This window comes from Paraburkholderia caledonica (assembly GCF_000383275.1).
Taxonomy (GTDB): domain Bacteria; phylum Pseudomonadota; class Gammaproteobacteria; order Burkholderiales; family Burkholderiaceae; genus Paraburkholderia; species Paraburkholderia caledonica.
This window is the reverse complement of record NZ_KB911036.1, coordinates 583,800-604,578: the sequence shown is the minus strand read 5'-3', so window position 1 is coordinate 604,578 and position 20,779 is coordinate 583,800. Positions and strand designations below refer to the sequence as shown.

Genomic DNA, 20,779 nt, shown 5'->3' with positions numbered 1-20,779 from the left:
AATAATCGAATCGGCCGCTAGCCTTGCACTGCGGCCGCGCGCGTTGCTTCGAGCGCGTTGTTCTTCGAGATCTGCAGCTCGGCGAGCAACTCCAGCGCGCGACCCTCGTCCTTCGTGAGATCTTCGAGGAATGCGCCGTTGTTCGCCTTGATCCAGTCGAGCGGCATGTCCCACCACGCGAGTTCGAGCAGGCGCTCACGGATCTTTTCCGGGAAGCGGAAGCGCACCAGCCGCGCCGGCGATCCGACATACATTCCGTAGGGCTCGCTGCGAAAGTTCGGCGGCACGACCGCGCGTGCGCCGATCACGCATCCGCTCTCAATCACGCTGCCGCCAAAGATCATCGCTTCGTCGCCGATCCATACATCGTTGTGAACGATCGTGTCGCCGTATTGGGGCATTTCGCAATTGGTCAGACCGTTTCCGTACAGCGAGAACAGGGTCATCGAGATGCCTTTAATCTCATGCTGGCCATTCAACAGGAATTTGAGCCGCTGGCCGCCGGCCACATTCTTGCCGATCACGAGCTTTTGAGCGTCACCGTCGTATTTGACGATCGAGCCGACACCCAGCCCCGAGCATCGGCCGATATGAAATGTGCCGACCGCGGCTTCTTCGTCCAGCCAGTTACGGAAGCAGTTATTGGGAATGGTCGAGAAAGCGCCGTCTCTGTAGCCGATTACAACGAACTGCTTCGAGAGAGGATGGTTCGGCAGGATGCCGATGCTGTCGTCCGATGTCACGACGTTCATATGTTTTGTCTTTCTTCGGGTTAGAAGTGCCGGATAGAAAAAAAGCCCGGCATATATGCCGGGCTTCGTGTCAATCAGTCGCCGGACTCAGCTGCAAACGCCGAGATACGCGCGGCGATTTTCTCCGCGACCAGCCCGGTTTTCTCAAGCATGTAGCGATACTCGCCTGCCTTCTCGAAGCGGTCCGGCAAGCCGAGAATCAGTTGCGGCGGCGCCGCTCTTTTCGACGCCTTGTATTCGGCGACCGCGCTGCCAAGACCGCCGATCACCGAATGCTCCTCGACGGTGACGAGCACTTTTGAACTTGCCATTGCTGCGTCGATAGCCCCGGTGTCCAATGGCTTTAACGTATGCATGTTGATCACTCCGACCGACATGCCTTGCGCTTCGAGCAGCTTCGCAGCTTCGAGCGATTCGTGCACCATCGTGCCGTTCGCGATGATCGTCACGTCCGAACCGCGGCGCAGCGTGATCGCGCGGCCAATGCGGAAATCGTAGTCCTCGGTATAGACGGGCGGATTGTTGACTGCGCCCGTCAACCGGATATACATCGGGCCTTTGAAATCGGCGGCCGCTTGCACGGTCTTGATGATCTCCGCGCAATCGGCCGGGCACACCACCGTCATATTCGGAATCGAGCGCATTACAGCCGCGTCTTCGATGCCGTAGTGCGAATTGCCGAGAAATGCCATCGATACGCCGCTGCCAATCGCCACGGCTTTTACGTTCATCTCCATGTAGCCGAGATTCATGCGAATCTGCTCGGCCGCACGCATCGAAATGAACGGTGCGAACGACGTCGCGAAGACGTTGTAGCCTTCCTTCGCGAGGCCGGCGGCAACGCCCACCAAGTTCTGCTCGGCAATGCCGATGTTCAGAAACTTCTCGGGATACGCTTTCTTGAAGCGATCCAGACCCGACGAGTTGCCGAGGTCGGCGGACATCAGCATCAGATCGTCATGCGTCTCGCCAATCGACAAAGCCGCGAGACCGAACACGCCGCGCGAACCGAGCCGCGACCATTGACGCGCATTGCTTGCGTTGATTTCCAGCATTTGATTCGGTCTCCGTTCAGTCCGCCATGACGCTCAACTCGGCGAGCGCAAGATCGTAGTTGGTCTTGGTCAGCCGGTTATGGTGCCATTCATTGTTGTTCTCCATGAAGGAGATGCCCTTTCCCTTTACCGTATGCGCGACCAGCACGCGCGGCCGGTCGGCAACCTTGGGCGCCTCGAAAGCGGCTACCAGTTGCGCGATGTCGTGTCCGTCTACTTCATGCACGTCCCAGCGGAAGCTGCGGAATTTATCCGCGAGGTCGCCCAGGTCCATAATCTGGCCCGCTTCGCCGTCGCTTTGCAGTTTGTTGTAGTCGACCATCGCCACCAGATTGTCGAGGCGCAATTGCGCGGCCGACATGATCGCTTCCCACACCGAACCTTCGTTGCATTCGCCGTCGCCGAGCAGCACGTATGTTTTGAACGGCTGCTTCTTCTTTTTGGCCGCGAGCGCGATGCCGATCGCCATCGAAAGACCCTGCCCGAGGCTGCCATTCGAAGACTCGATACCGAGATCCATGTTCATGACCGGATGAGCAATCAGATGACTGTCGTTGGTCTGAAAAGTGTTGAACACCGCGTCGTCGATAATGTCGGCCGCTCGCAGCGCCGAAAAATAACCGAGTACGCCGTGACCCTTGCTGAGAATAAAGCGGTCGCGTTCCGGCCAGCGCGGATTCGCACGGTCGTAGCGCAACTGCCTTGCATACAGCGTGGCCATGATCTCCACCATCGACAACCCGCCGCCCAGGTGGGCGCTCAGATTGCAGTGGTGGCTCACCTCGAGGATTTTCTGGCGCATCAGCAAAGCCATGCGCTCGATGTCGGAGTAGTTCATAGTGTCTCGTCCTGAATTCATACCATGCCGCCGTCCACCCGCATGATCTGCCCGGTCACACTGGCGGACAGATCTGATGCGAGGAACAGCGCCATGTTGGCAACGTCCTGAGGTTCGATCGCGCGCTTGAGCGCCGACGAAGCAATCAACTTTTCACGGGCAGCTTCGGACATCTGGTCGTACATGTCGGTGCGCGTCACGCCGGGTGCAATCGCATTCACGCGAATGCCCGCCGCGCCGAGTTCCGTGGCCATGCTTTGCGTGGCGCGTGCGAACGCAGCCTTGCTCGATCCATAGGCGAGCGTGCCCGGATCGGCGACCATCGCGGCCGTGGATGCGATGTTGATGATGGAGCCGGCCTTGTGTCGCGCCATCGAGCGCGCGAGTCCTTGCGTCAGCAGAATCTGGCTGAAGAAGTTGATCTCGAAGAGACGGCGCAATTCTGTCATCGACGTCATCTGGAAGATCGCGCCGCTCGCCACGCCGGCATTGTTCACCAGTACGTCGATGCGAGGCGCGAGGCTCGCGATCTGGCGGACGGCGGCTTTCACCGACGCTTCATCGGCGAGGTCGACGCTGACTGCGTGCGCCGTCACGCCATGCTGCTGGGCGAGCGACGCAAGCCATTGCTGTTTCTCGTCGCTCACTTCGCGCAGGCAAGCGATCACGCTTGCGCCTTGCGCGGCGAAGGTTTCGGTAATCGCGCGGCCGATGCCCCGATTGGCGCCGGTAATCACCGCGAGCTTGTCTTTTAGCAACATCGAAGGTTCTTGCCTGTTCATTCGGCGTTACGCCAGATCTGACCGCGCAGATAGACGGGTTCGAGAATCGTCCAGTCGTCGGCGGCTATTTCATTGCCTGCGGGAAACGGCGGCACAGCGCCGGCCGAAAGCTGCGCGAGCACGCGGCGCTCGGTGTAATAGGCGCGCATCACATGAGTCACGAAGGCAGAAAAGAGACGTACATCGACGAGCTTGCAGCCGTTGATCGCCGCGAGCCGCTGACCTGCGTCGAGCGCGTCGAACGGCTGACCGAACTTTTCGTGCGCGACGTTCGCGAGCATTTTCAGAAACGCGTCTACCTGATCTGTCACGCGATGACGCAGTTGGTAGCCCTCGAAATCGAGCGTGGAAGCGCGAGGCATGCCCAACGCGGCGTCGCCCGGAAGCATGGTGTCGAGAACAAGTTCGATCATGTTCATGCCACCAGTGTGTGTAGATTGCGCTGCAGATGATCGCAGGCCATCAGCGTCAACGCCTGGGCCGTCGCTACGGGATTCACCGCACCCGCCGTTACGAAGATACTGCTGTCGACGATGAACAGGTTCTTCACCGCATGCGCCTGGCCGAATTTGTTCACGACCGACGTGGCCGGATCGTCGCCCATTCGAGCGGTGCCCATCAAATGCCAGCCGGTATTCTTCACCGGCGCAAAAGAAGACATGACTTTCGCACCCGCTGCCGCGAACACCTGCTTGCTCATTTCAATGCCGTGCTTGAGCATGCGGCTCGTGTTGTCACCCAGCTTGTAAAACACTTTCACGCCCGGCATGCCGCTCGAATCGCAACGGTCCGGATCGAGTTCCACGCGATTCTCCGGCTCTGGCAGATCTTCGGTAATGATTGCGATACCGGCGGTCCGGTTAAAGAGCCGGTTGAACTTCGCATGATGCTCGGCGCCGAGCGGCACTTGCCGCATGAAATAGCCGGACACCGCGGTCTCGACCGGCGGCGCACCGCGCAACACTTGCATCGTGTAGCCGCGCACGAAGTCGCGCTCCGCTGCGCTCTCGTAGAACTGCTGGCTCAGAATGCAGCAGCCGTGCGGTCCAATACTCGATTGCACGTCGTGGTCGAACACGGCTTCGGTGTAAGCCAGCGGATGCAGCATCAGATTCCGGCCGACCAGACCGTTATCGTTCAGCAGCCCATCGGGAAATGCGCTCGACCTGGAGTTGAGCAACAGGCGCGGCGTGCCGACGCCGCTGCAGGCCACCACGACCACACGCGCGTTCAGCCGATGCTCGACGCCATCGGCGTCCATATAAAGCACACCGTCTGCTTGTCCGCGCGCATCGAGCGTGATTTCGCGGGCGCGGCATTGTGTCCTCACTTCGACACCCTGCTGGCGCGCAACCGGCCAATACGTGACATCCACGCTGGCTTTCGCGCCCTGTGCGCAACCGGTATTGCAAGGACCGAGATTCACGCACGCGCCGCGATTGCCGTGCCGGTGCGTATTGATCGCGCTGTACGACGGCCACCAGTGCCAGCCGAGTTCATTGAATGCGGCGGCCATTGTTCGACCCATCGGGCCGAGCGGTATGGGCGGCAGCAGCGACTCGTAGTCCGGATTCGCGGGATCGCCGACGAGTCCGGCCACGCCCATCATTCGCTCGTTTTCGGTGAAGAACGGCTTCAGTTCCTCGAAGCTGAGCGGCCAGTCGTCGCCGACGCCGTCGAGTGTGCGCGTACGAAAATCCGACGGATGAAAGCGCGGAAAATGCGCCGAATACAGAATGGTGCTGCCGCCAAAGCCGTTGAAGTTGGCAATGGATATAGGAGATGCGGAATCGTCGATCGGATAGTCAGCCGCGCTGCGGCGCACCGATGGATTCGAGCTATACGCGCCCGAACGGCTCAATTCCCAGTCGACGGACGTCGACGGGTAATCGGATGGCTTCGTGACGGAGCCCTGCTCGAGGCACACGATGCGCAACGAGCGATCGCGGCTCAAACTCCAGGCAGCGGCGGCGCCGCTCGCTCCGGAGCCGATGATCACGATGTCCGCAACTTCTTTCATACCGGCGATTTCTTCTTCGGCAGATATTGTTCGAGGATTTCCGGAATCGTGATGAGCATGTCCGCTTCGCGGGCGATTTCGCCGTCGACCTTCGCCACGCCGCGCCCCTTGCAGATGCCGCGGTTCCACGACAACACTTCGGTATCGATTTCAAACTTTTTGCCGGGCAGAACTTCCTTGCGATAACGTACGGTGTGCTGCAACGCGTGCGTCACCTTGCCCTTGAGACCGGGCAGCGTGGTGATCGCCACGGCGAGCATCTGCGCGAGCGCTTCCAGCTGAAGCGCGCCGGGCATATTCGGGCCACCGGGAAAATGAACCGGGAAGTACCACTCGTTCATTGTCAGGCTTTTATAGCCGCGCGCGTATTTGCCGGGCATGACTTCATCGACGTGGTCGATCATTAGGAAGGGATAGCGATTCGGCGGGTATTCCTGCAGCTCGATGCAATTGAGACTGAACTTGTCCATCTGTTCCTCGGGTGTCCAATGCGTCATTGAATGTCTACGACGCGCGAGAGGCTCGCGACAACGTCGTAGCCATCCCATACGATATTCATATCCAGCGCGCGCCCGATCGGCACGACGCGGTCGATGCCACGCAGCCGCCGCGAGACGACGAGATCCTGCAACTGCGTCTTGTCGACGCCAAAGTAGGTGAGCGTCTGATAGCGTTCGTTCACGATCGGCGCGAGCTTGTCGAGCGACGCGAGCGTGACTTCGTGAATGGTGCCGAAGTAACCGCGGCATTCGTCCTGATCCGCCGCGACCGCCGACAACTCCACGCGATACAGCAGATTGCCATGCTGACGGATCGCAACGACCTGCTCGTTGTCGAATGCGTGGCGGCAAGCCTGCACGTATTTGTCCATCACCTGCACGGGCTCCGGCGTATAGCGCTGGGCAACGTGTTTGACGAGCGCGGGCCAAAGCCGCTCTTTCGCGGCTTCAACGGCGTCTTGCGATCCTACCCATGCGACGAGTTGCGGGGACGAACACGCGGCCTGATCCATCAGATACAAGTCGTTGAACATCTGATGGCAAAGCGTGCGCAAACCTTCGTCGTCGAGAGACAACACGGCTTGCGGTTCCATCACACACAACGAATAGCGGTCGGAAAACGCGACCTCGCGCGAGCGCGGGCGGCTTGGCAGAGCACGCATATGCTCGACGGTCTGGTCGCCGCCCCACACGAGCCGCGCATCGGCGACGGAGAGCCAGAAGCGGTTCAGCAGATCGTCGCGCTCAAAGCGAGTCAGCAGTATGCAATCGGACAGCGCAGCGTGCCGCTCGTCCTTCAACAAATCTCCGATTGCTTCGACGAGAACTTCTGCGGTGGCGGACGCTCGCGACGGCAAACGCAGCACGCAGGTGTTGCCCGACAGCAGGCCGAACGCGAGCGAAAAGGCGAAGTTCACCGGCACGTTCGACGGGCACACATGAAACGACAAGCCGAGGCCCATGCGAACTTCGTCGCGCGAACCAAACTTCGTGGCAAGCTGCGTCAGTTTCGCACGACGGCACCAATAAGCGAAGCTGACGACGTCTGGCAGCGACCGCGTTTCGGCACGGGCCAGCAACGCGCGCGACAGATCGGCGAGAAACTCCACGCGTGCGGCGTCGAACACCGGCGCGGGCGCATTCGAGATCTCGTACCGACGGCCGACCAGAATCGTGGTCTTGCCCTGAATCTCATCGGGAATACGTATCACTGCAACCTCTCGTCTCGGCGTTCTGAATCCGGCCGTGCACCTTGAAATAGGTGCCGTGGCGACCGCATGCGCAATCGTCGACACCGACAATCTCTCCTTGATCCTCGCTTAGCAGCGAGTGGCCCGGATAGCTGTGCGGAATAACCGACAACAACTGGATCAAGCCCGGCTTGCCCGGTGGCAGCGCGCTGAAATCGAGCGGATCGCGAATGATCACGTCCGACCACGACGACGCATGCAAATGCCCGTGCTCGCATTCGACGAAGATCGAACCGGTTTGCTCGACCATACCGTAGTAGTTGTGCACACGCGCAACACCGGCAACGTTTTGCAGGCGGCGCTTGAATTCATCGGCACTGACTGCCTTCGATTGAAGCTGCTTCCAGCCGCCGCCATGAATCAGAATGCCGCGTTCGAGAGGCAGCGTCTCGCCGCAGGCTTCGAGCGCCTCAACGAGATGCTGCCAGACGATGAACGTAAAGCCGAACAACAACACGGGCTGATCCCGGTGCTTGTCGAGGAAGCGCCGCGTCGCTTCGAGATTGAGCGACATGTCGTCGTTCAACGCATATTCGACATCGCGCCCGAAGATCGAAAAGCCGAGAATGCCGGCAGTGCGCGCGGAAAAACGATAGCGGTCGGCGACCGTCGCGCGGCAGTCGATCACGAGCATCGGCAGACGCTTCGGCCCAATGAAGTCGCCGACGATGCGCGACAGCACTTTGACCTGAAGCGCCGACGTCTGCTTGTCGAGAAAGATCTGCGACACGTTCTGGCCGCTCGTGCCCGACGATGTCATCGTCTTGATGACTTCGCTTCTGGGCACACTAAGCAATTGCTCGTGCTTGAAGAGCCGCACGGGCAGAAACGGAAGTTCTTCCAACGTGGCCGCTTGGCGCTTCGCACCGAGCTTGTCGACAATCGCGCGGTATTGCGGACAGCCTTCGTAGTGCAGCCGCGTGAGGCGCTGCAGTTCGTCCAGCAGCGCAGGCTCTTTGTCCGCCTTCGGAAGCGCGAACACCGGCCATTGCGGGACGTCGCTCAGGACAATTGGGTCAGACATTGATAGTCAACCTTTCCTGTGGGTAGGCGCGGCAGTTCCGGCAAGCGGCTCACGGCGACGACTGAAGGATGAAGTCCAAGCGACTTCGCCATGGCGGTCCTGAATTCGTCTGCGACGAAATCAGGCTTGTCCACTACGTGAATGACCAGTTGCTCGTCGGTACCCTTTGCGGCGCAGGCGAAGCCTTTGTCGGCGGCGATCTGCTCGACCGCATCGAGCGAGATTCGCAAGCCCAGTATTTTCAGGAAGCGATGACGGCGCCCTTCGATGAAGAGACAGCCGTCTTCGTCGATCCGCGCGAGATCGCCGGTGCGCAGCGTGCCGCCGTTCAGATCGCCCAACGCGAGATCGGCGGCCTTTTGCGCATAGCCCATCGACACATTACCGCCCGCGTAGACGAGTTCGCCCACTTCGCCGGGCTCAGCGATCGTGCGTCCGTCGTCGCTCTCGAGCCACAGGCGGCCACCCGGAATCGCGCGGCCGATACTGCCCGCCTTGTGCTCGATTTCTTCGGGGTTCAGATAAGCGATGCGCGCGGTCGCTTCCGTTTGACCGTACATCGAAAAGAAGCGAATGCCCTTTGCGCGGCAGATTTCGCTGACCTGGCGGAGCTTCGCCGGGTCCATGCGACCGCCCGCCTGCGTCAATGTTCGTACCGACGGCATGTTGATTCGCGCCAGACGCAGCTTCAGCAAAATGTCGTAGCTATAGGGCACGCCCGCGAAACTCGTAACCCCGTGCTCGTTGATCTGTCGCCAGAACGCGGCGTCCATCAGCGAGCGGTCCGATACGACGAGCGACGCGCCAGCCAGCAAATGGCTGTTGATGACCGACAGACCGTACGAGTAGTTGAACGGCAACGACGTGATCGCCCGCTCTTCGTGCGTGATGTGCAGATACTCGACAATCGACGCCGCATTCGCACGCAAATTTGCGGCGCTCAGACGCACGAGCTTGGGCGAGCCGGTGGAGCCCGACGTCGTCATCAGCAACGCGAGGTCGGGGTGAAGGTCGACGCGTGCCGAATCGGCGCGGCGATACAAACCGTAGGCGCCTTCCTGATGAACCAGCGTGCCGTATTCCGCACCGGTCGAAGAGAAGACGTACGCCGGATCGTAGGTGTCGATCAGGCGATTCAACTGCACCTGATCGAGCCCGCTGCTCAACAGGAGCGGCACAGTGCCGCTCGCGAGCGACGCGAGATAGCACAGCACCGTCGGGAGATCGTTGCCGCCGACGATAAAAAGCAGTTGCCTTGCAGGCAACGCGGTCGCGAGCCGGTCAACGGCCTGATGCAGTTCGGCATACGTGAGCGTGACACCGCTCTCCGTAATGAGCGCTGCGCGTTCAGCATATTGCCGGCTAACGAACCCGGAGTTCATAGCTCTACGCCGTACTTCTTGAGCTTGTCGACGCCGATGGTGTACGAGCCGAATTCGATGATGTCGTCGGTCTCCATCATGATGCCGAAGGTATCCTCGAGCGCCGCGATCATGCCCATGTGGCCGACCGAGTCCCACGCCGGCACGCATTGATAGACGAAAGCTTCGTTCAGCGCGTCGCGCGGAACGGCGAAGCTGTCCATGAACACCTGATCGTATTTATCTCTGTTCGTCATTTATTGCCAATCTCACTTGAAGACCTTGCGGTCGGTATTAGGACGGGCAACGCGCGCGGGGTTGCCCAGGGCGATCACGTCGTCGGGAATGTCGGAGTACACGACCGATCCCATGCCGACGATTGAATTCGAGCCAATGCGCACGCCCTCCTTGATCAACGCGCCCATGCCGAGGTAGCTGTTCGCGCCGATCACGCACGCGCCGCCGATGTTGACCATCGACGAGACGACGGTGTTTTCACCGACCTGTACGTCATGGCCGACGATCGACATGGTGTTCACGCAAACATTGCGGCCAAGTTGCGCGTCGCTGGAAATGGAGCACAGCGGCGTGACCACGAGGCCTTCGCCGAGCGATACGGTGCCGGCGACGAGCGAGCTGACGTCGATCACCTGGCCCAGGCGGGCGCCGGCTTCGCGCAGCTTATTGCCGAGCTTTTCGCGGCCTGCCGGCTCGCCCACGGCGATCACGAACTTGGCCTGGTCGAGATGTCCGGCGACTTCCGCGTCGTTGAAGCGCAATACCTGGGTGCCGTAGAACGTGCGCTCTTCGCGGATGTCGTCGACGAAGCAGATCTGGTCCCAGCGCCGGCTCACCGCGTTCTGGCGGCGCGCGACGTCCATCACTTCTTTGCCGAAGCCGCCGGCGCCGTACACGAAAAGTCTCAGAGTCACGATTTTGAATCACCCGAACATGAATGCCGGCGTCTCGGCCCGTATGGCGGTTGATGCGGCGAGCCGCTCAACACCTGACAGATGGGCACCGAGGCCAATGGAACATGGTCGAAATTATGCCGTTGCACCCTCGTTCGCGATTCCAAGAGTTAGCACTGGAAAAGCCTTTAAATCGATGCATTGCGGGACGCGTGAGGCGGGGGGCAGGAGGGTTGGGCGGGGGGTGCTCGGCGGCTCGGCGCGGGCGCGCCGAGGGTTGCGTGAGTTCAAGGCTGCGTGGGCTTGGCGGGCTGCGCGCAGCGGCCCGCCCGGGCTGTGTGAGACAGCCGACAGCTGTAGTGGCCCTCCTGGTCGCACGCTGCGGCGCAGACCGTGCGGACCGTACCGCATTGTGCAAAACACCCGGCGAGGTGCCCGAAACGCCTGCAGCGCCATGGGAATTTGCCGGGCTACGTGAGACATGCGCCTGCGCAACGCCTAGCGGCTCAGCGTAATCGCCAGATAAGCCACATAAAGCGCACCGCACACGAGCAGCGCCCACACCGGCGCGCCGCGCTCGCGCGCGTTGACGCGCAGCCACGCCGCCGCGGCTAGCGTGATGACGATGCCCGTGACAACCTCGATTCGCGGCGTCCACGGCGTCAGAAGAATGCCGATCGCCGGTAGCAACGTGCCCTGAAACACCATTGCACCGGTGATGTTGCCGAACGCCAGCGTGTCCTTGCCGCGGCGAATCCACAGGATGCTGTTCACCTTCTCCGGCAGTTCGGTGGCGATCGGGATGATCAGCAGAGAGAGCAGCAGCGGCGAGACGCCGAACGCTTCGGACACGCCCCGAACGCCGTGGATGAAACCTTCGGCGCCCCACACCAGCAAGGCGACGGCGAGCACGAGCTGGACGGCGATCGTCGCCAGGTTGGTCGACACGCCGAGGCGCGCGAGCATCATCTTGCCCGGCGCCTCCGTGCCGTGACCGGCATCCACGAGACTGTTCGACGCGCGGAAAGTCGCCACCACATAGGCGACGTAGACGCCCACGAGTGCAATGCTGAACAGCGCGCGGACGATTCTTTGCTCGTGCGGCACATACATGGCCGCCGCCGCCAGCAGGAACGCAAAAAGAAAATAGTTGAGGTCGCGCGTGAAGCCCGAGCGTTCGGGTGCGACGCGTCCGCCGATGCCGCGCGAACGCAGGACCGCGAGCGTCATGAGGAAGGTGGACAGCGTGGAAAGCATCAGCGGCGCGCCGAGGATCGCGCCGACACCGATTTCCTCATTGACGGCATGATCAGCCGTGCCGCCGATGATTGCGATTAGCGGCACCAAGGTCTCCGGCAACGCAGTGCCTACCGCCGCAAACAGCGAGCCGGTGACGCCTTCCGAGATTTTGAGGCGCTCGCCGAGATGTTCGAGCGCGTTGGTGAAAAGCTCGGCCGCCACCAGAATGACGACCAGCATGACAGCCAGTTCGATGATAAGACCGGTCATGCACGGCTCCCGTCGACGGGAAGCGCGCGGCGCGGCGCATGGCGCAGGAGGAAATTGGGTAGGGGACAACGTGATTTCACAGCGGCTCCGCGGTCGGACGTTAGACGAACCAATGACGCACCGCCACCCGTCCGACCAGAACGAAGCAGTGCGCCAATGGTCTCGCCAAACCGACCCGGTCGAACGCGCCATGACCCGTCAGGTCAAGTATGTTGACGCGCTCTCCTTCATGCGATGCGTGAAGGAAGGCTACTCCCCAGTGACCGGGGGATTCTAGCGGGAGTGAGCGCAGCGGACAAGCCTGGGGATGAGGCGCCGAATGGCGCGACATTGAGGGCGCTGGAAATAAAAAAGGGCTTAGGCGTTGTTTGCCTAAACCCTTGATTCCGAGCCAATGTTATTGGCGCGCCCGGCTGGGATCGAACCAGCAACCCCTGCCTTCGGAGGGCAGTACTCTATCCATTGAGCTACGGGCGCTTTGACACAAGAAACGCGAAAGCGCGGCAAACTGAGCGGATGCGGCGCCAAAGCAAGACCGAAAGGATACCCGGTTTCCGCCATACCGTCCACCGGACGGCCTTCGGGCCCGTCTCCCGTGGTTTCGCGCACCTTTGCAGGACTTCGCGCGATGCGGGTAAACGCCTGCTGAACAGCACGCCGCGGCCCTCGCCGCCGCCGAAAGCTTGCGTCTATAATCGTCCGTGGCCGATCAAGAACAAGAAGTTGCCGTCGCGCTGTACCGCTCACATACCCACGGAGACGAGACAAGCATGAGCGAAGCACCACACGGAGCCCCGATCAAAACCCCAGGACAGCTCATCGCCGCGGTCATCGCCGGGTTTGCTGTGCCGATCATCATCATCGTTCTGCTGGCCTATTACGTCGACAATTCGACGCGCACGGGCGCCGGCACCGACAGTCTCTCCCAAGCCGAGGTCAGTGCCCGCATCAAGCCTATCGCTCAGGTCGACATTCGCGACGCCAACGCGCCGCGCGTCTATAAGACCGGCGAAGAAGTCTACAAGGCGGTGTGCTCGACCTGTCACGCGTCCGGCGCGGCAGGCGCACCCAAGTTCACCAATACTGCCGACTGGGCACCACGCATCTCCCAAGGCTTCGACACGCTGCTGCATACGGCGCTCGCCGGTAAAGGCGCGATGCCGCCACGCGGCGGCACGAGCCCGGACGATTACAGCGACTTCGAAATCGCCCGCGCGGTGACCTACATGGCGAACAATTCGGGCGCGAGCTTCGCTGAACCGGCGCAACCGGCATCGGGCGCAGCGGCCGCTTCTGTCGCGGCGGGCGCTTCTGGTGCAACGGCTGCCGCCGGCGCTTCCGACGCGGGCGCGGCACAAGCCGCCGCCGCAGTGGCGGCAATGGCGAGCGTCCCGCAAGCTGCAGCTCCGGCATCGGGCGCCACGCAAAGCGCGGATGCATCGCAAGCGGGCAAGGCCCTGTACCAGCAGGTGTGCCAGGCATGTCATGCTGCCGGCGTGCTCAACGCGCCCAAGTTCGGGGACAAGGAAGCGTGGGCGGCGCGCCTGAAAGAGCCGATGGACACCGTCTACAACTATGCGCTGCACGGCAAGGGCGCCATGCCGCCCAAAGGCGGCTCGAACGCCTCGGACGCCGACGTAAAGGCCGCCGTCGACTACATGGTCAGTGCCGCGAAGTGACGGGAAGTAACACGAAGTAGCGCGCATTAGTCGCGCGCCAAGACAATTGCGCGCCGCTTGCCCGACAACTCAATCCCTGCACCGCAACCACGCGGGCAGGGATTTTTTATACTCGACGGACTCTTGCGCGCGTGCCGCCTTATTGCTCGCCGACGGGACGAGCGAAGGCATCGACAAACGAGAGCGCCGGCGTCCTGCGCGCAAGCTCGGTGAAACGCGCGTGCAATTCCGCTGGCGGAAGCCACGGATAACTCAAGCCTTCCTGCAACGCGTCGAGCAACGCGCCATCTGCATCGGGCACGACGTCCATGCGTGCGATGTGAATATGAAAGCGGCTGACAGCGGGCGTCTCATCGAAAGTCCAGCGATATACGCCGTGGCCCACGCGCAATGCGCCGGCGGCCGGTTCACGCATCACCACGAGCCACGGCAGCGCATCGATCACACCGTCGCGCACCTTCAGCGAGTCGCACACGTAATACGTGCGGCATCGCGTGTATGTCGCGCCGAAATCGGTGACGAGCGTCTTCGTGATCGCGTCCAAGCCGACCGTGCGCGCGGGGAAGGTGATTGTCGACGTCGCAAGAGAAATGGTGAGCTCGGCGTCGGAAGCGAAAGCATCCGGCATGCGTTGCGCGCGCGTGTTGTCTTTCGCGTCGATGTAGGCTTCGAGGGCGCGGATGTATGGCGCGAGCGTCGGCGAGGTCATGCGGCGGTCTCCAGTTGGCAGGCTCGAAGGTGCGCAAAGGTACGCGAAGGTACATGACCATGCGACCGAGCAGCCGCGCCACTGTAGCGCGCCTTTCCACAAAAACCGGTGAAGCACCTGAGGTTAGCGGGGTCTTGCCACGCACGCGCTAACCACGGCATTCAAGGCTTCTGCAGCAGCGCCTTGAGACTCGCGAGCCGGTCTTTCGGCGACATCGGCGCCTCTTCGGGCGTCGGCGGCGGCGCGTCGTCGAGCAGCATTTCGGGAATGAATCGCGACGGCTCGCAAACCACCGTCTCCCGTGCGCGCTTGCGCTTTTTGCACCAGTTCAGATGCAGACTGCGTTGCGCGCGCGTGATCGCGACATACATCAGACGGCGCTCTTCCTCGATGCGCGCGTCGTCGATCGGCTCGTCGTCCGCGCCGCCTCTATGCGGCATGATTCCTTCTTCGACGCCTACCAGAAACACGTGCGGATATTCGAGCCCTTTCGACGCGTGCACGGTTGAGAGCCGCACCGCGTCCGGGTCTTCCTCGCGGCCTTCGAGCATCGACATCAACGCGACCGTCTGGATGAGGCCGAGCAGGTTCTTGCCGGTGTCGCCAAAGCCGTCCGCCGTGTCGTAGCCGGTTGCCTCCTGGTTGCCCGAGCCAGCGGATTCATCCGAGCCTTGGGGCTCCGCCTTCGTGCCCTTGCGCTTCAACCATTCGATGAACTCCAGGACGTTTTGCCACTTGGATTGCGCCTGACGTTCGTCGAATGCGTCGTATAGATACGCTTCGTAGTGGATCGCGTCCATCAACTCGTCGAGCAGCGTGCCGGCCGCGTCCTTTTCGGCGCGGTCGGTGAGGCGCTGCATGAAGTCGCAGAACACGCGCATCGGTTCGATCTGACGCGGCGACAGTCGCGCTTCAATGCCGCCCATGTACACCGCCTCGAACAGCGACACCTTCGCTTGACCCGCGAACGAGCCGAGCGCTTCGAGCGTCGTGTTACCGACACCGCGACGCGGCGTGGTGATCGCGCGGATGAACGCGGGGTCGTCGTTAGCGTTCGCAATCAGCCGCAGATACGCGCAAATGTCCTTGATTTCGGCTTTATCGAAGAATGACTGGCCGCCGGACAGCACATACGGAATCCGCTCGCGGCGCAGCACCTGTTCGAAAATGCGCGCCTGGAAGTTGCCGCGATAGAGAATTGCGTAGTCGCGAAAATTCGCACGGCGCTCGAACTTGTGCGCGGACAGACGAAACACTACGGACTCGGCTTCGTGCTCTTCGTCGTTGCACGGCGTGACGGTGATCGAATCCCCCATGCCGTGCTCGGACCACAGCTTCTTTTCGAAGAGCTTCGGGTTGTTCGCGATCACGTTGTTGGCCGCCGTGAGAATGCGCACGGTCGAACGATAGTTCTGCTCGAGCTTGATCACATGCAGCTTCGGGAAATCCTTGCCGAGCTGTGCAAGGTTCTCGAGCGTCGCGCCGCGCCAGCCGTAAATGGCCTGGTCGTCGTCGCCCACCGCCGTGAATGCCGCGCGCGGGCCAGCCAGTTGCTTGAGCAATTCATACTGGCAGGCGTTGGTGTCCTGATACTCGTCGATCAGCAGATAACGCAGCTTGTTTTGCCAGCGGTCGCGCACCTGCTCGTTGCTCGCGAAGAGTTCGGCCGGCAGGCGGATCAGATCGTCGAAATCGACCGCCTGGTACGCGTGCAGCGTCGCTACATAGTTGCGATAGACGATCGCCGCCTGGTGCTCGTCTTCATTCGCGGCGATCGCGATCGCCTGTTCGGGCATGATGAGCCCGTTCTTCCACAGCGAAATGATCGACTGGATCTTGCGGATAAAGCCCTTGTCCGTCGAGCCAACCTGCTCCTGGATCATGCCGAAGCAGTCGTCGGAATCCATGATCGAGAATTGCGGCTTGAGGCCGACGTGTTCCGCTTCCTGCCGCAGAATCTGCACGCCGAGCGAGTGAAACGTGCACACCGTCAACTGATTGACGGGCACTTTGCGGCCTTCCTTGCCGGGCGTGGTCAGCGTCTTGCCTTCGAGCAGTTTTCCCACGCGCTCGCGCATTTCCGCCGCGGCTTTATTCGTGAACGTGACCGCTGCGATGTGGCGCGGCTCGAAGCCCTTTGCCTCGATCAGGTGCGCGATTTTCTGCGTGATCACGCGCGTCTTGCCGCTCCCTGCACCGGCGAGTACGAGACACGGCCCGTCAAGGTAACGGACCGCTTCATTTTGAGCGGGATTCAGGCCTGCGGACATCGTCTGTGGATGGGGTAGTGCGGGTTGAAAAGCGGCTGTTCAGACGGAGCACTCGAACACGCCGTTTGATAGCGGCGCTTGAGGCGCCGCAGCGCAGTATTGCCGGTCGCGAAGCCGGCGCATGCCGCGCGGCGCGCGCTCAGGGAATGCATGCCACGCGTTGCGAGGCTCGCCCGGCGCGCCTCGGTTGGCGCGAGAGGAGCGATGTTAACACGGATGAAATCGGCGGATAGATTCGCTCGACGAATCCCGCGGATCAACCGGCGGCCACCGCTTTGGGGAAAATGGCAGAGCTTCGGCACCTGGCCTGCCGGCGCAATCCCGGTCCCGGCCATGCCACAATGACGGCGTTGCGCGCCGCCGCCGCGGTGGCAAAGCGGCGCGCCGTTTTTGCAGGAAGACACGCATGTCCGCATCGCTGAAAATTGGATTGATGGGTTACGGATTCGCAGGCGCGACGTTTCATGCGCCGGTGATCGAGCACTGCGGCCGCGCCAGCGTCGCCGCCATCGCGACCGGCAGACCCGAGACCGCGCTCGCCGACTATCCGCACGCGAAAGTGGTGGCCGATCTCGACGCGTTGCTCGCGCTCCCGGAGATCGACTGCGTGGTTATCGCCACGCCGAACGACACGCACTTCGATCTCGCGCGCCGTACGCTCGAAGCAGGCAAGCATGTGGTAGTCGACAAGCCGGTTACGCTGAGCGCCGCCGACGCTCGCACGCTCGCCAACATTGCACTCGCGCGGGGCAAGCTGTTCGTGCCGTTCCACAACCGTCGCTGGGACGGCGATTTCATGACCGTTCGCGATCTGCTCGCAAGCGGCGAGTTGGGACGCCTCACGCACTATGAATCGCATTTCGACCGGTTCCGGCCCGAAGTGCGTCAGCGTTGGCGCGAGGAAGCGTCGCGCGGCGGCGGGCTGCTGTTCGATCTCGGACCGCACCTGATCGACCAGGCTCTGGCGTTGTTCGGCGCGCCGCAGACCGTGTCCGCGACCGTTCGCACACATCGCGATGACGCGAGCGCGCCTGACTACGTGCATATCCAGTTGGGCTACGGCGGGTTCGAAGTCGTGTTGCACGCCAGCGCGCTGACGGCGATCGTCGCGCCGAGGTTCGCCATTCACGGCACGCGCGGCAGTTACGTGAAGTACGGTCTCGACACGCAGGAAGACCAGTTGAAAGCCGGCTTGCGTCCGGGCGACGAGGGCTTCGCGGCGGGCAATGCCGCCGGCACGTTGCGCGTGCTGGAGGGGGACCGCGAAGTGGAGCGCGAATTGCCGACGCGCAATGGCGACTATGCGGGCTTCTACATCGCGCTCGCCGAGGCGATCCAGCACGGCGTGAAATTTCCGGTGAGCCCGCAAGATGCCGTCGACGTGATGACCATCATCGAACTGGCGGCGCGCAGTTCCGACGAAGGCGTCCGCCTGCCGTTCCAGCGGGTTCGTTGAACGGCGGTACAGGCTATTCAGGTGTTGCCGGCGCGGCGCAAAGTGCCGCGCCGGCAATGCTGACAAAGCGGAAAGCAATATAACGTTACAAAAGAGCGGGCCGTCCGGGTCAGCGCTCGTCTGCCGTGATCCGTTGCTACGCCTGTAGCACCGCAAAACCACAACGACTTCACGGAGAGTTCATGTCACGTCCCATCCGCGCCCTCGCCGCATGCGCATTACTGAGTTCGCTCGCCGCCTGTGTGGTAGCACCGCAGACCGAGCCGGCGCCGCGCCCAAGCCCGCAACAGATCGCCGATAAACGCCTGCATCAGGTCGACGGCCGCATCGACAATCTGAGCCGCCGTATCGACAATCGCGTCAATCAAGGCTATTACCCGCCGCCGCAAGGCGATGCGTTGCATCATCGGCTGGATGTGATCCGGCGCGAGGCGCACGAAATGGCCGGGCAACATGGCGGCGGCTTATCCCCCGACGAACAGCGCGTGCTGAACCAGGAACTGGACGGCGCGGCGCATGCGATCGGAGAGTAAGGACGAATCAGGGCGAACGAGGACGAATGACGGCGAATAAACCGTTCATTTGACAAGCCTCCGGCCCTCGCGTACATTCGCCGCACGCGTCGGGAGAGCGCGCGGGCCGCTGATTTTCGCAGGCCGCGCCGCCGAAGGGGCACACCCGCAAACTCTCAGGCAAAAGGACCGAACGCGTCGAAAGACCGGCCGCCACGTAACACACGCAACATCAAGGCGCCGTTTTTCGCACTCTGGAGAGCGGCAGTAGCCGTCTGCATCGCAATGTCGTGCAGATCCGGCAAGCTGCCCACCGAAGGGGCGCGCGTTCCGCCGTGACGAATCAACGTCGCCGCGGCAGCGCAATCTCTCAGGTATCGAGGACAGAGGGGCCATGCAGAACCACGCTCGCAGCCAGCAGGCCGCGAGGCGCGGCTCTGCATGGCCTTTTTTGTTTCGCGAGACGCCCGAGGCCCCATGACCGAACTCAAACACACTCCGCTCAACGCCACCCATCGCGCGCTCAACGCTCGCATGGTCGATTTCGGCGGCTGGGACATGCCCGTCAACTACGGCTCGCAGATCGACGAACACCGCGCGGTGCGTACCGACGCCGGCATGTTCGACGTCTCGCACATGTGCGTCATCGACTTCACCGGGGAACGCGTGCGCGGGTTCTTCGAGCATGCGCTCGCCAACAACGTCGCGAAGCTGCAAACGCCTGGGCGCGCGCTGTACTCGTGCCTGCTGAACGCGGACGGCGGCGTCATCGACGACCTGATCGTCTATTACTTCGGCGAAGATCATTTCCGCGTGGTGGTCAACGCGGGCACCGCCGACAAAGACATCGCGTGGTTCAAGCAGCTCAACGAAGGCGGCTTCGGTCTGACCATCACGCCGCGCCGCGATCTCGCGATCGTCGCCGTGCAAGGTCCGAACGCGCGTGAGAAGGTTTGGCAAACCGTACCGGCCATCCGCTCTGCCACCGAAACACTCAAGCCCTTTAACGCCGCGCGCGTCGAATCGACACCGTTCGGCGAATTGACCGTTGCACGCACCGGGTACACCGGCGAAGACGGCTTCGAGATCATCGTCCCGGCCGATCACGTCGTCGCGTTGTGGAACGCGCTGCAAGCACAGGGCGTGCGCCCGGCGGGTCTCGGCGCGCGCGACACGCTGCGTCTCGAAGCCGGCATGAACCTGTATGGCCAGGATATGGACGACAACATCTCGCCGCTCGACGCCGGCCTCGCGTGGACCGTCGACCTGACTTCCGCGCGCGACTTCGTCGGCAGGAGTCGGCTGGAATCGGACGGCTCGCGCGCAGCGTTCGTCGGTCTGATCCTGCTGAAGGAGAACGGCAAGGCCGCAGGCGTGCTGCGCGCGCATCAGAAGGTCGTCACGCCGCACGGCGAAGGCGAAATCACCAGCGGCACCTTCTCCCCGACCATGCAGGAATCCATCGCCTTCGCGCGGGTGCCGAAAGGCGTGCAACCGGGCGACACGGTTCATGTTCAGATTCGTGACAAATCCGTGCCCGCAAGCGTGGTAAAACTGCCGTTCGTGCGCAATGGCAAAGTACTCGCAGTGAGTTGAACCATTGTTAGCAGCCGGCGCGTGCGTCCTTTTCCCAGTTTTTAGTCCATATCGAATCACACCGCATAGGAGCATCCGATGAGCATCCCGGCCGATCTGAAATACACCGAATCGCACGAGTGGGTCCGCACCGAGGCGGACGGCACGCTGACGGTCGGCATCACCGACCACGCGCAGGAAGCGCTCGGCGACATCGTCTTCTTCGAAGTACAGGAACTGGGCAAGACCGTCACGGCCGGCGATACCGTCGCCGTGATCGAATCGGTCAAAGCCGCTTCGGACATTTACGCGCCAGTTTCCGGCGAAATCATTGAAGCGAACACCGCCGTTGCCGACACGCCCGATTCGGTCAACAGCGCCCCGTATGAAAGCTGGCTCTTCAAGATCAAGCCGGCCTCGGACGCAGCGCAGGATCGTTTGATCGACGCCGACGCGTACTCGAAGTCGATCGGCGCCTGATTCACTTTTATATAACCCGACAGGTGCGGCGCGTCCCTCGTGAAACACACGGGACCGCGCCCTGAAGAAAATCCCTTTGGGGATGCTCCTCCAAGA

Annotated in this window: 20 protein-coding genes, 1 tRNA gene and 3 riboswitches; of the genes, 5 read left to right on the top strand and 16 right to left on the bottom strand. The window is 62.0% G+C overall.

Annotated elements, in window-relative coordinates; all coding sequences use genetic code 11:
* Positions 1-17 precede the first annotated feature (17 nt).
* From H281_RS0112580 to H281_RS0112515, 14 genes are all read right to left on the bottom strand, one after another.
* Positions 18-752, bottom strand: a complete 735-nt coding sequence (locus tag H281_RS0112580) for an LbetaH domain-containing protein (RefSeq protein WP_020067463.1) — start codon at positions 750-752, stop codon at positions 18-20.
* Between the two features lie 74 nt (positions 753-826).
* On the bottom strand, positions 827-1,807 hold the full coding sequence (locus tag H281_RS0112575; RefSeq protein ID WP_020067462.1) for a transketolase family protein: 981 nt from the start codon (positions 1,805-1,807) through the stop codon (positions 827-829).
* Between the two features lie 16 nt (positions 1,808-1,823).
* Positions 1,824-2,645: a transketolase gene (locus tag H281_RS0112570; RefSeq protein WP_020067461.1), complete on the bottom strand. Its 822-nt coding sequence runs from the start codon at positions 2,643-2,645 to the stop codon at positions 1,824-1,826.
* A gap of 17 nt (positions 2,646-2,662) precedes the next feature.
* Positions 2,663-3,427, bottom strand: coding sequence for an SDR family NAD(P)-dependent oxidoreductase (locus H281_RS0112565; RefSeq protein ID WP_020067460.1), 765 nt, complete (start codon positions 3,425-3,427; stop codon positions 2,663-2,665).
* The gene (locus H281_RS0112560) at positions 3,424-3,840 is read right to left on the bottom strand and encodes a gluconate 2-dehydrogenase subunit 3 family protein (protein ID WP_164701874.1); all 417 of its coding nucleotides are present in this window, start codon (positions 3,838-3,840) and stop codon (positions 3,424-3,426) included. The genes H281_RS0112565 and H281_RS0112560 overlap by 4 nt, the downstream gene beginning before the upstream one ends.
* A 2-nt stretch (positions 3,841-3,842) precedes the next feature.
* Positions 3,843-5,447 carry a GMC family oxidoreductase gene (locus H281_RS0112555; RefSeq protein WP_020067458.1) on the bottom strand — a complete coding sequence of 535 codons (1,605 nt, stop codon included), beginning with the start codon at positions 5,445-5,447 and terminating at the stop codon, positions 3,843-3,845.
* Positions 5,444-5,917 carry a hotdog family protein gene (locus H281_RS0112550; protein WP_020067457.1) on the bottom strand — a complete coding sequence of 158 codons (474 nt, stop codon included), beginning with the start codon at positions 5,915-5,917 and terminating at the stop codon, positions 5,444-5,446. Before H281_RS0112550 ends, H281_RS0112555 begins: the two co-directional genes overlap by 4 nt.
* Positions 5,918-5,940: 23 nt before the next feature.
* Positions 5,941-7,158 carry an acyl-CoA reductase gene (locus H281_RS0112545; RefSeq protein ID WP_020067456.1) on the bottom strand — a complete coding sequence of 406 codons (1,218 nt, stop codon included), beginning with the start codon at positions 7,156-7,158 and terminating at the stop codon, positions 5,941-5,943.
* Positions 7,139-8,221, bottom strand: a complete 1,083-nt coding sequence (locus H281_RS0112540) for a LuxE/PaaK family acyltransferase (RefSeq protein WP_020067455.1) — start codon at positions 8,219-8,221, stop codon at positions 7,139-7,141. Before H281_RS0112540 ends, H281_RS0112545 begins: the two co-directional genes overlap by 20 nt.
* Positions 8,200-9,603: an AMP-binding protein gene (locus tag H281_RS0112535; protein ID WP_020067454.1), complete on the bottom strand. Its 1,404-nt coding sequence runs from the start codon at positions 9,601-9,603 to the stop codon at positions 8,200-8,202. The genes H281_RS0112540 and H281_RS0112535 overlap by 22 nt, the downstream gene beginning before the upstream one ends.
* Positions 9,600-9,839, bottom strand: a complete 240-nt coding sequence (locus H281_RS0112530; RefSeq protein WP_020067453.1) for an acyl carrier protein — start codon at positions 9,837-9,839, stop codon at positions 9,600-9,602. The genes H281_RS0112535 and H281_RS0112530 overlap by 4 nt, the downstream gene beginning before the upstream one ends.
* Positions 9,840-9,851: 12 nt before the next feature.
* Positions 9,852-10,514 (bottom strand): acetyltransferase, encoded by a 663-nt coding sequence (locus H281_RS0112525; RefSeq protein WP_027804526.1) that lies wholly within the window; start codon positions 10,512-10,514, stop codon positions 9,852-9,854.
* Positions 10,515-10,991: 477 nt separating this feature from the next.
* On the bottom strand, positions 10,992-12,002 hold the full coding sequence (locus tag H281_RS0112520) for a sodium:calcium antiporter (protein WP_020067451.1): 1,011 nt from the start codon (positions 12,000-12,002) through the stop codon (positions 10,992-10,994).
* An 89-nt stretch (positions 12,003-12,091) separates the two neighbouring features.
* Positions 12,092-12,272, bottom strand: a riboswitch (yybP-ykoY riboswitch).
* Between the two features lie 131 nt (positions 12,273-12,403).
* A tRNA-Arg gene (locus H281_RS0112515) sits at positions 12,404-12,479 on the bottom strand.
* 293 nt (positions 12,480-12,772) lie between these two features.
* Between H281_RS0112515 and H281_RS0112510 the strand changes: the two genes are divergently transcribed.
* On the top strand, positions 12,773-13,681 hold the full coding sequence (locus H281_RS0112510) for a c-type cytochrome (RefSeq protein ID WP_020067450.1): 909 nt from the start codon (positions 12,773-12,775) through the stop codon (positions 13,679-13,681).
* Between the two features lie 139 nt (positions 13,682-13,820).
* Here the strand turns inward: H281_RS0112510 and H281_RS0112505 are convergent, their stop codons facing one another.
* The gene (locus H281_RS0112505) at positions 13,821-14,390 is read right to left on the bottom strand and encodes a hypothetical protein (RefSeq protein ID WP_020067449.1); all 570 of its coding nucleotides are present in this window, start codon (positions 14,388-14,390) and stop codon (positions 13,821-13,823) included.
* Positions 14,391-14,551: 161 nt separating this feature from the next.
* A complete protein-coding gene (locus H281_RS0112500; protein WP_020067448.1) occupies positions 14,552-16,660 on the bottom strand; it encodes a UvrD-helicase domain-containing protein in 2,109 nt (702 codons plus the stop codon).
* A gap of 406 nt (positions 16,661-17,066) precedes the next feature.
* On the opposite strand from H281_RS0112500, the gene H281_RS0112490 reads away from it, so the two are divergent.
* From H281_RS0112490 to gcvH, 4 genes are all read left to right on the top strand, one after another.
* Positions 17,067-18,116 carry an oxidoreductase gene (locus H281_RS0112490; protein WP_020067446.1) on the top strand — a complete coding sequence of 350 codons (1,050 nt, stop codon included), beginning with the start codon at positions 17,067-17,069 and terminating at the stop codon, positions 18,114-18,116.
* A gap of 182 nt (positions 18,117-18,298) precedes the next feature.
* A complete protein-coding gene (locus tag H281_RS0112485; RefSeq protein WP_020067445.1) occupies positions 18,299-18,649 on the top strand; it encodes a hypothetical protein in 351 nt (116 codons plus the stop codon).
* An 81-nt stretch (positions 18,650-18,730) separates the two neighbouring features.
* Positions 18,731-18,830, top strand: a riboswitch (glycine riboswitch).
* Positions 18,831-18,872: 42 nt separating this feature from the next.
* A riboswitch (glycine riboswitch) is annotated at positions 18,873-19,025 on the top strand.
* Positions 19,026-19,105: 80 nt separating this feature from the next.
* Positions 19,106-20,224 (top strand): glycine cleavage system aminomethyltransferase GcvT, encoded by a 1,119-nt coding sequence (gcvT, locus tag H281_RS0112475; RefSeq protein WP_020067443.1) that lies wholly within the window; start codon positions 19,106-19,108, stop codon positions 20,222-20,224.
* A 78-nt stretch (positions 20,225-20,302) separates the two neighbouring features.
* Complete coding sequence (gene gcvH, locus H281_RS0112470; protein WP_020067442.1) at positions 20,303-20,683, top strand: glycine cleavage system protein GcvH; 381 nt, start codon at positions 20,303-20,305, stop codon at positions 20,681-20,683.
* Positions 20,684-20,779: the final 96 nt, after the last annotated feature.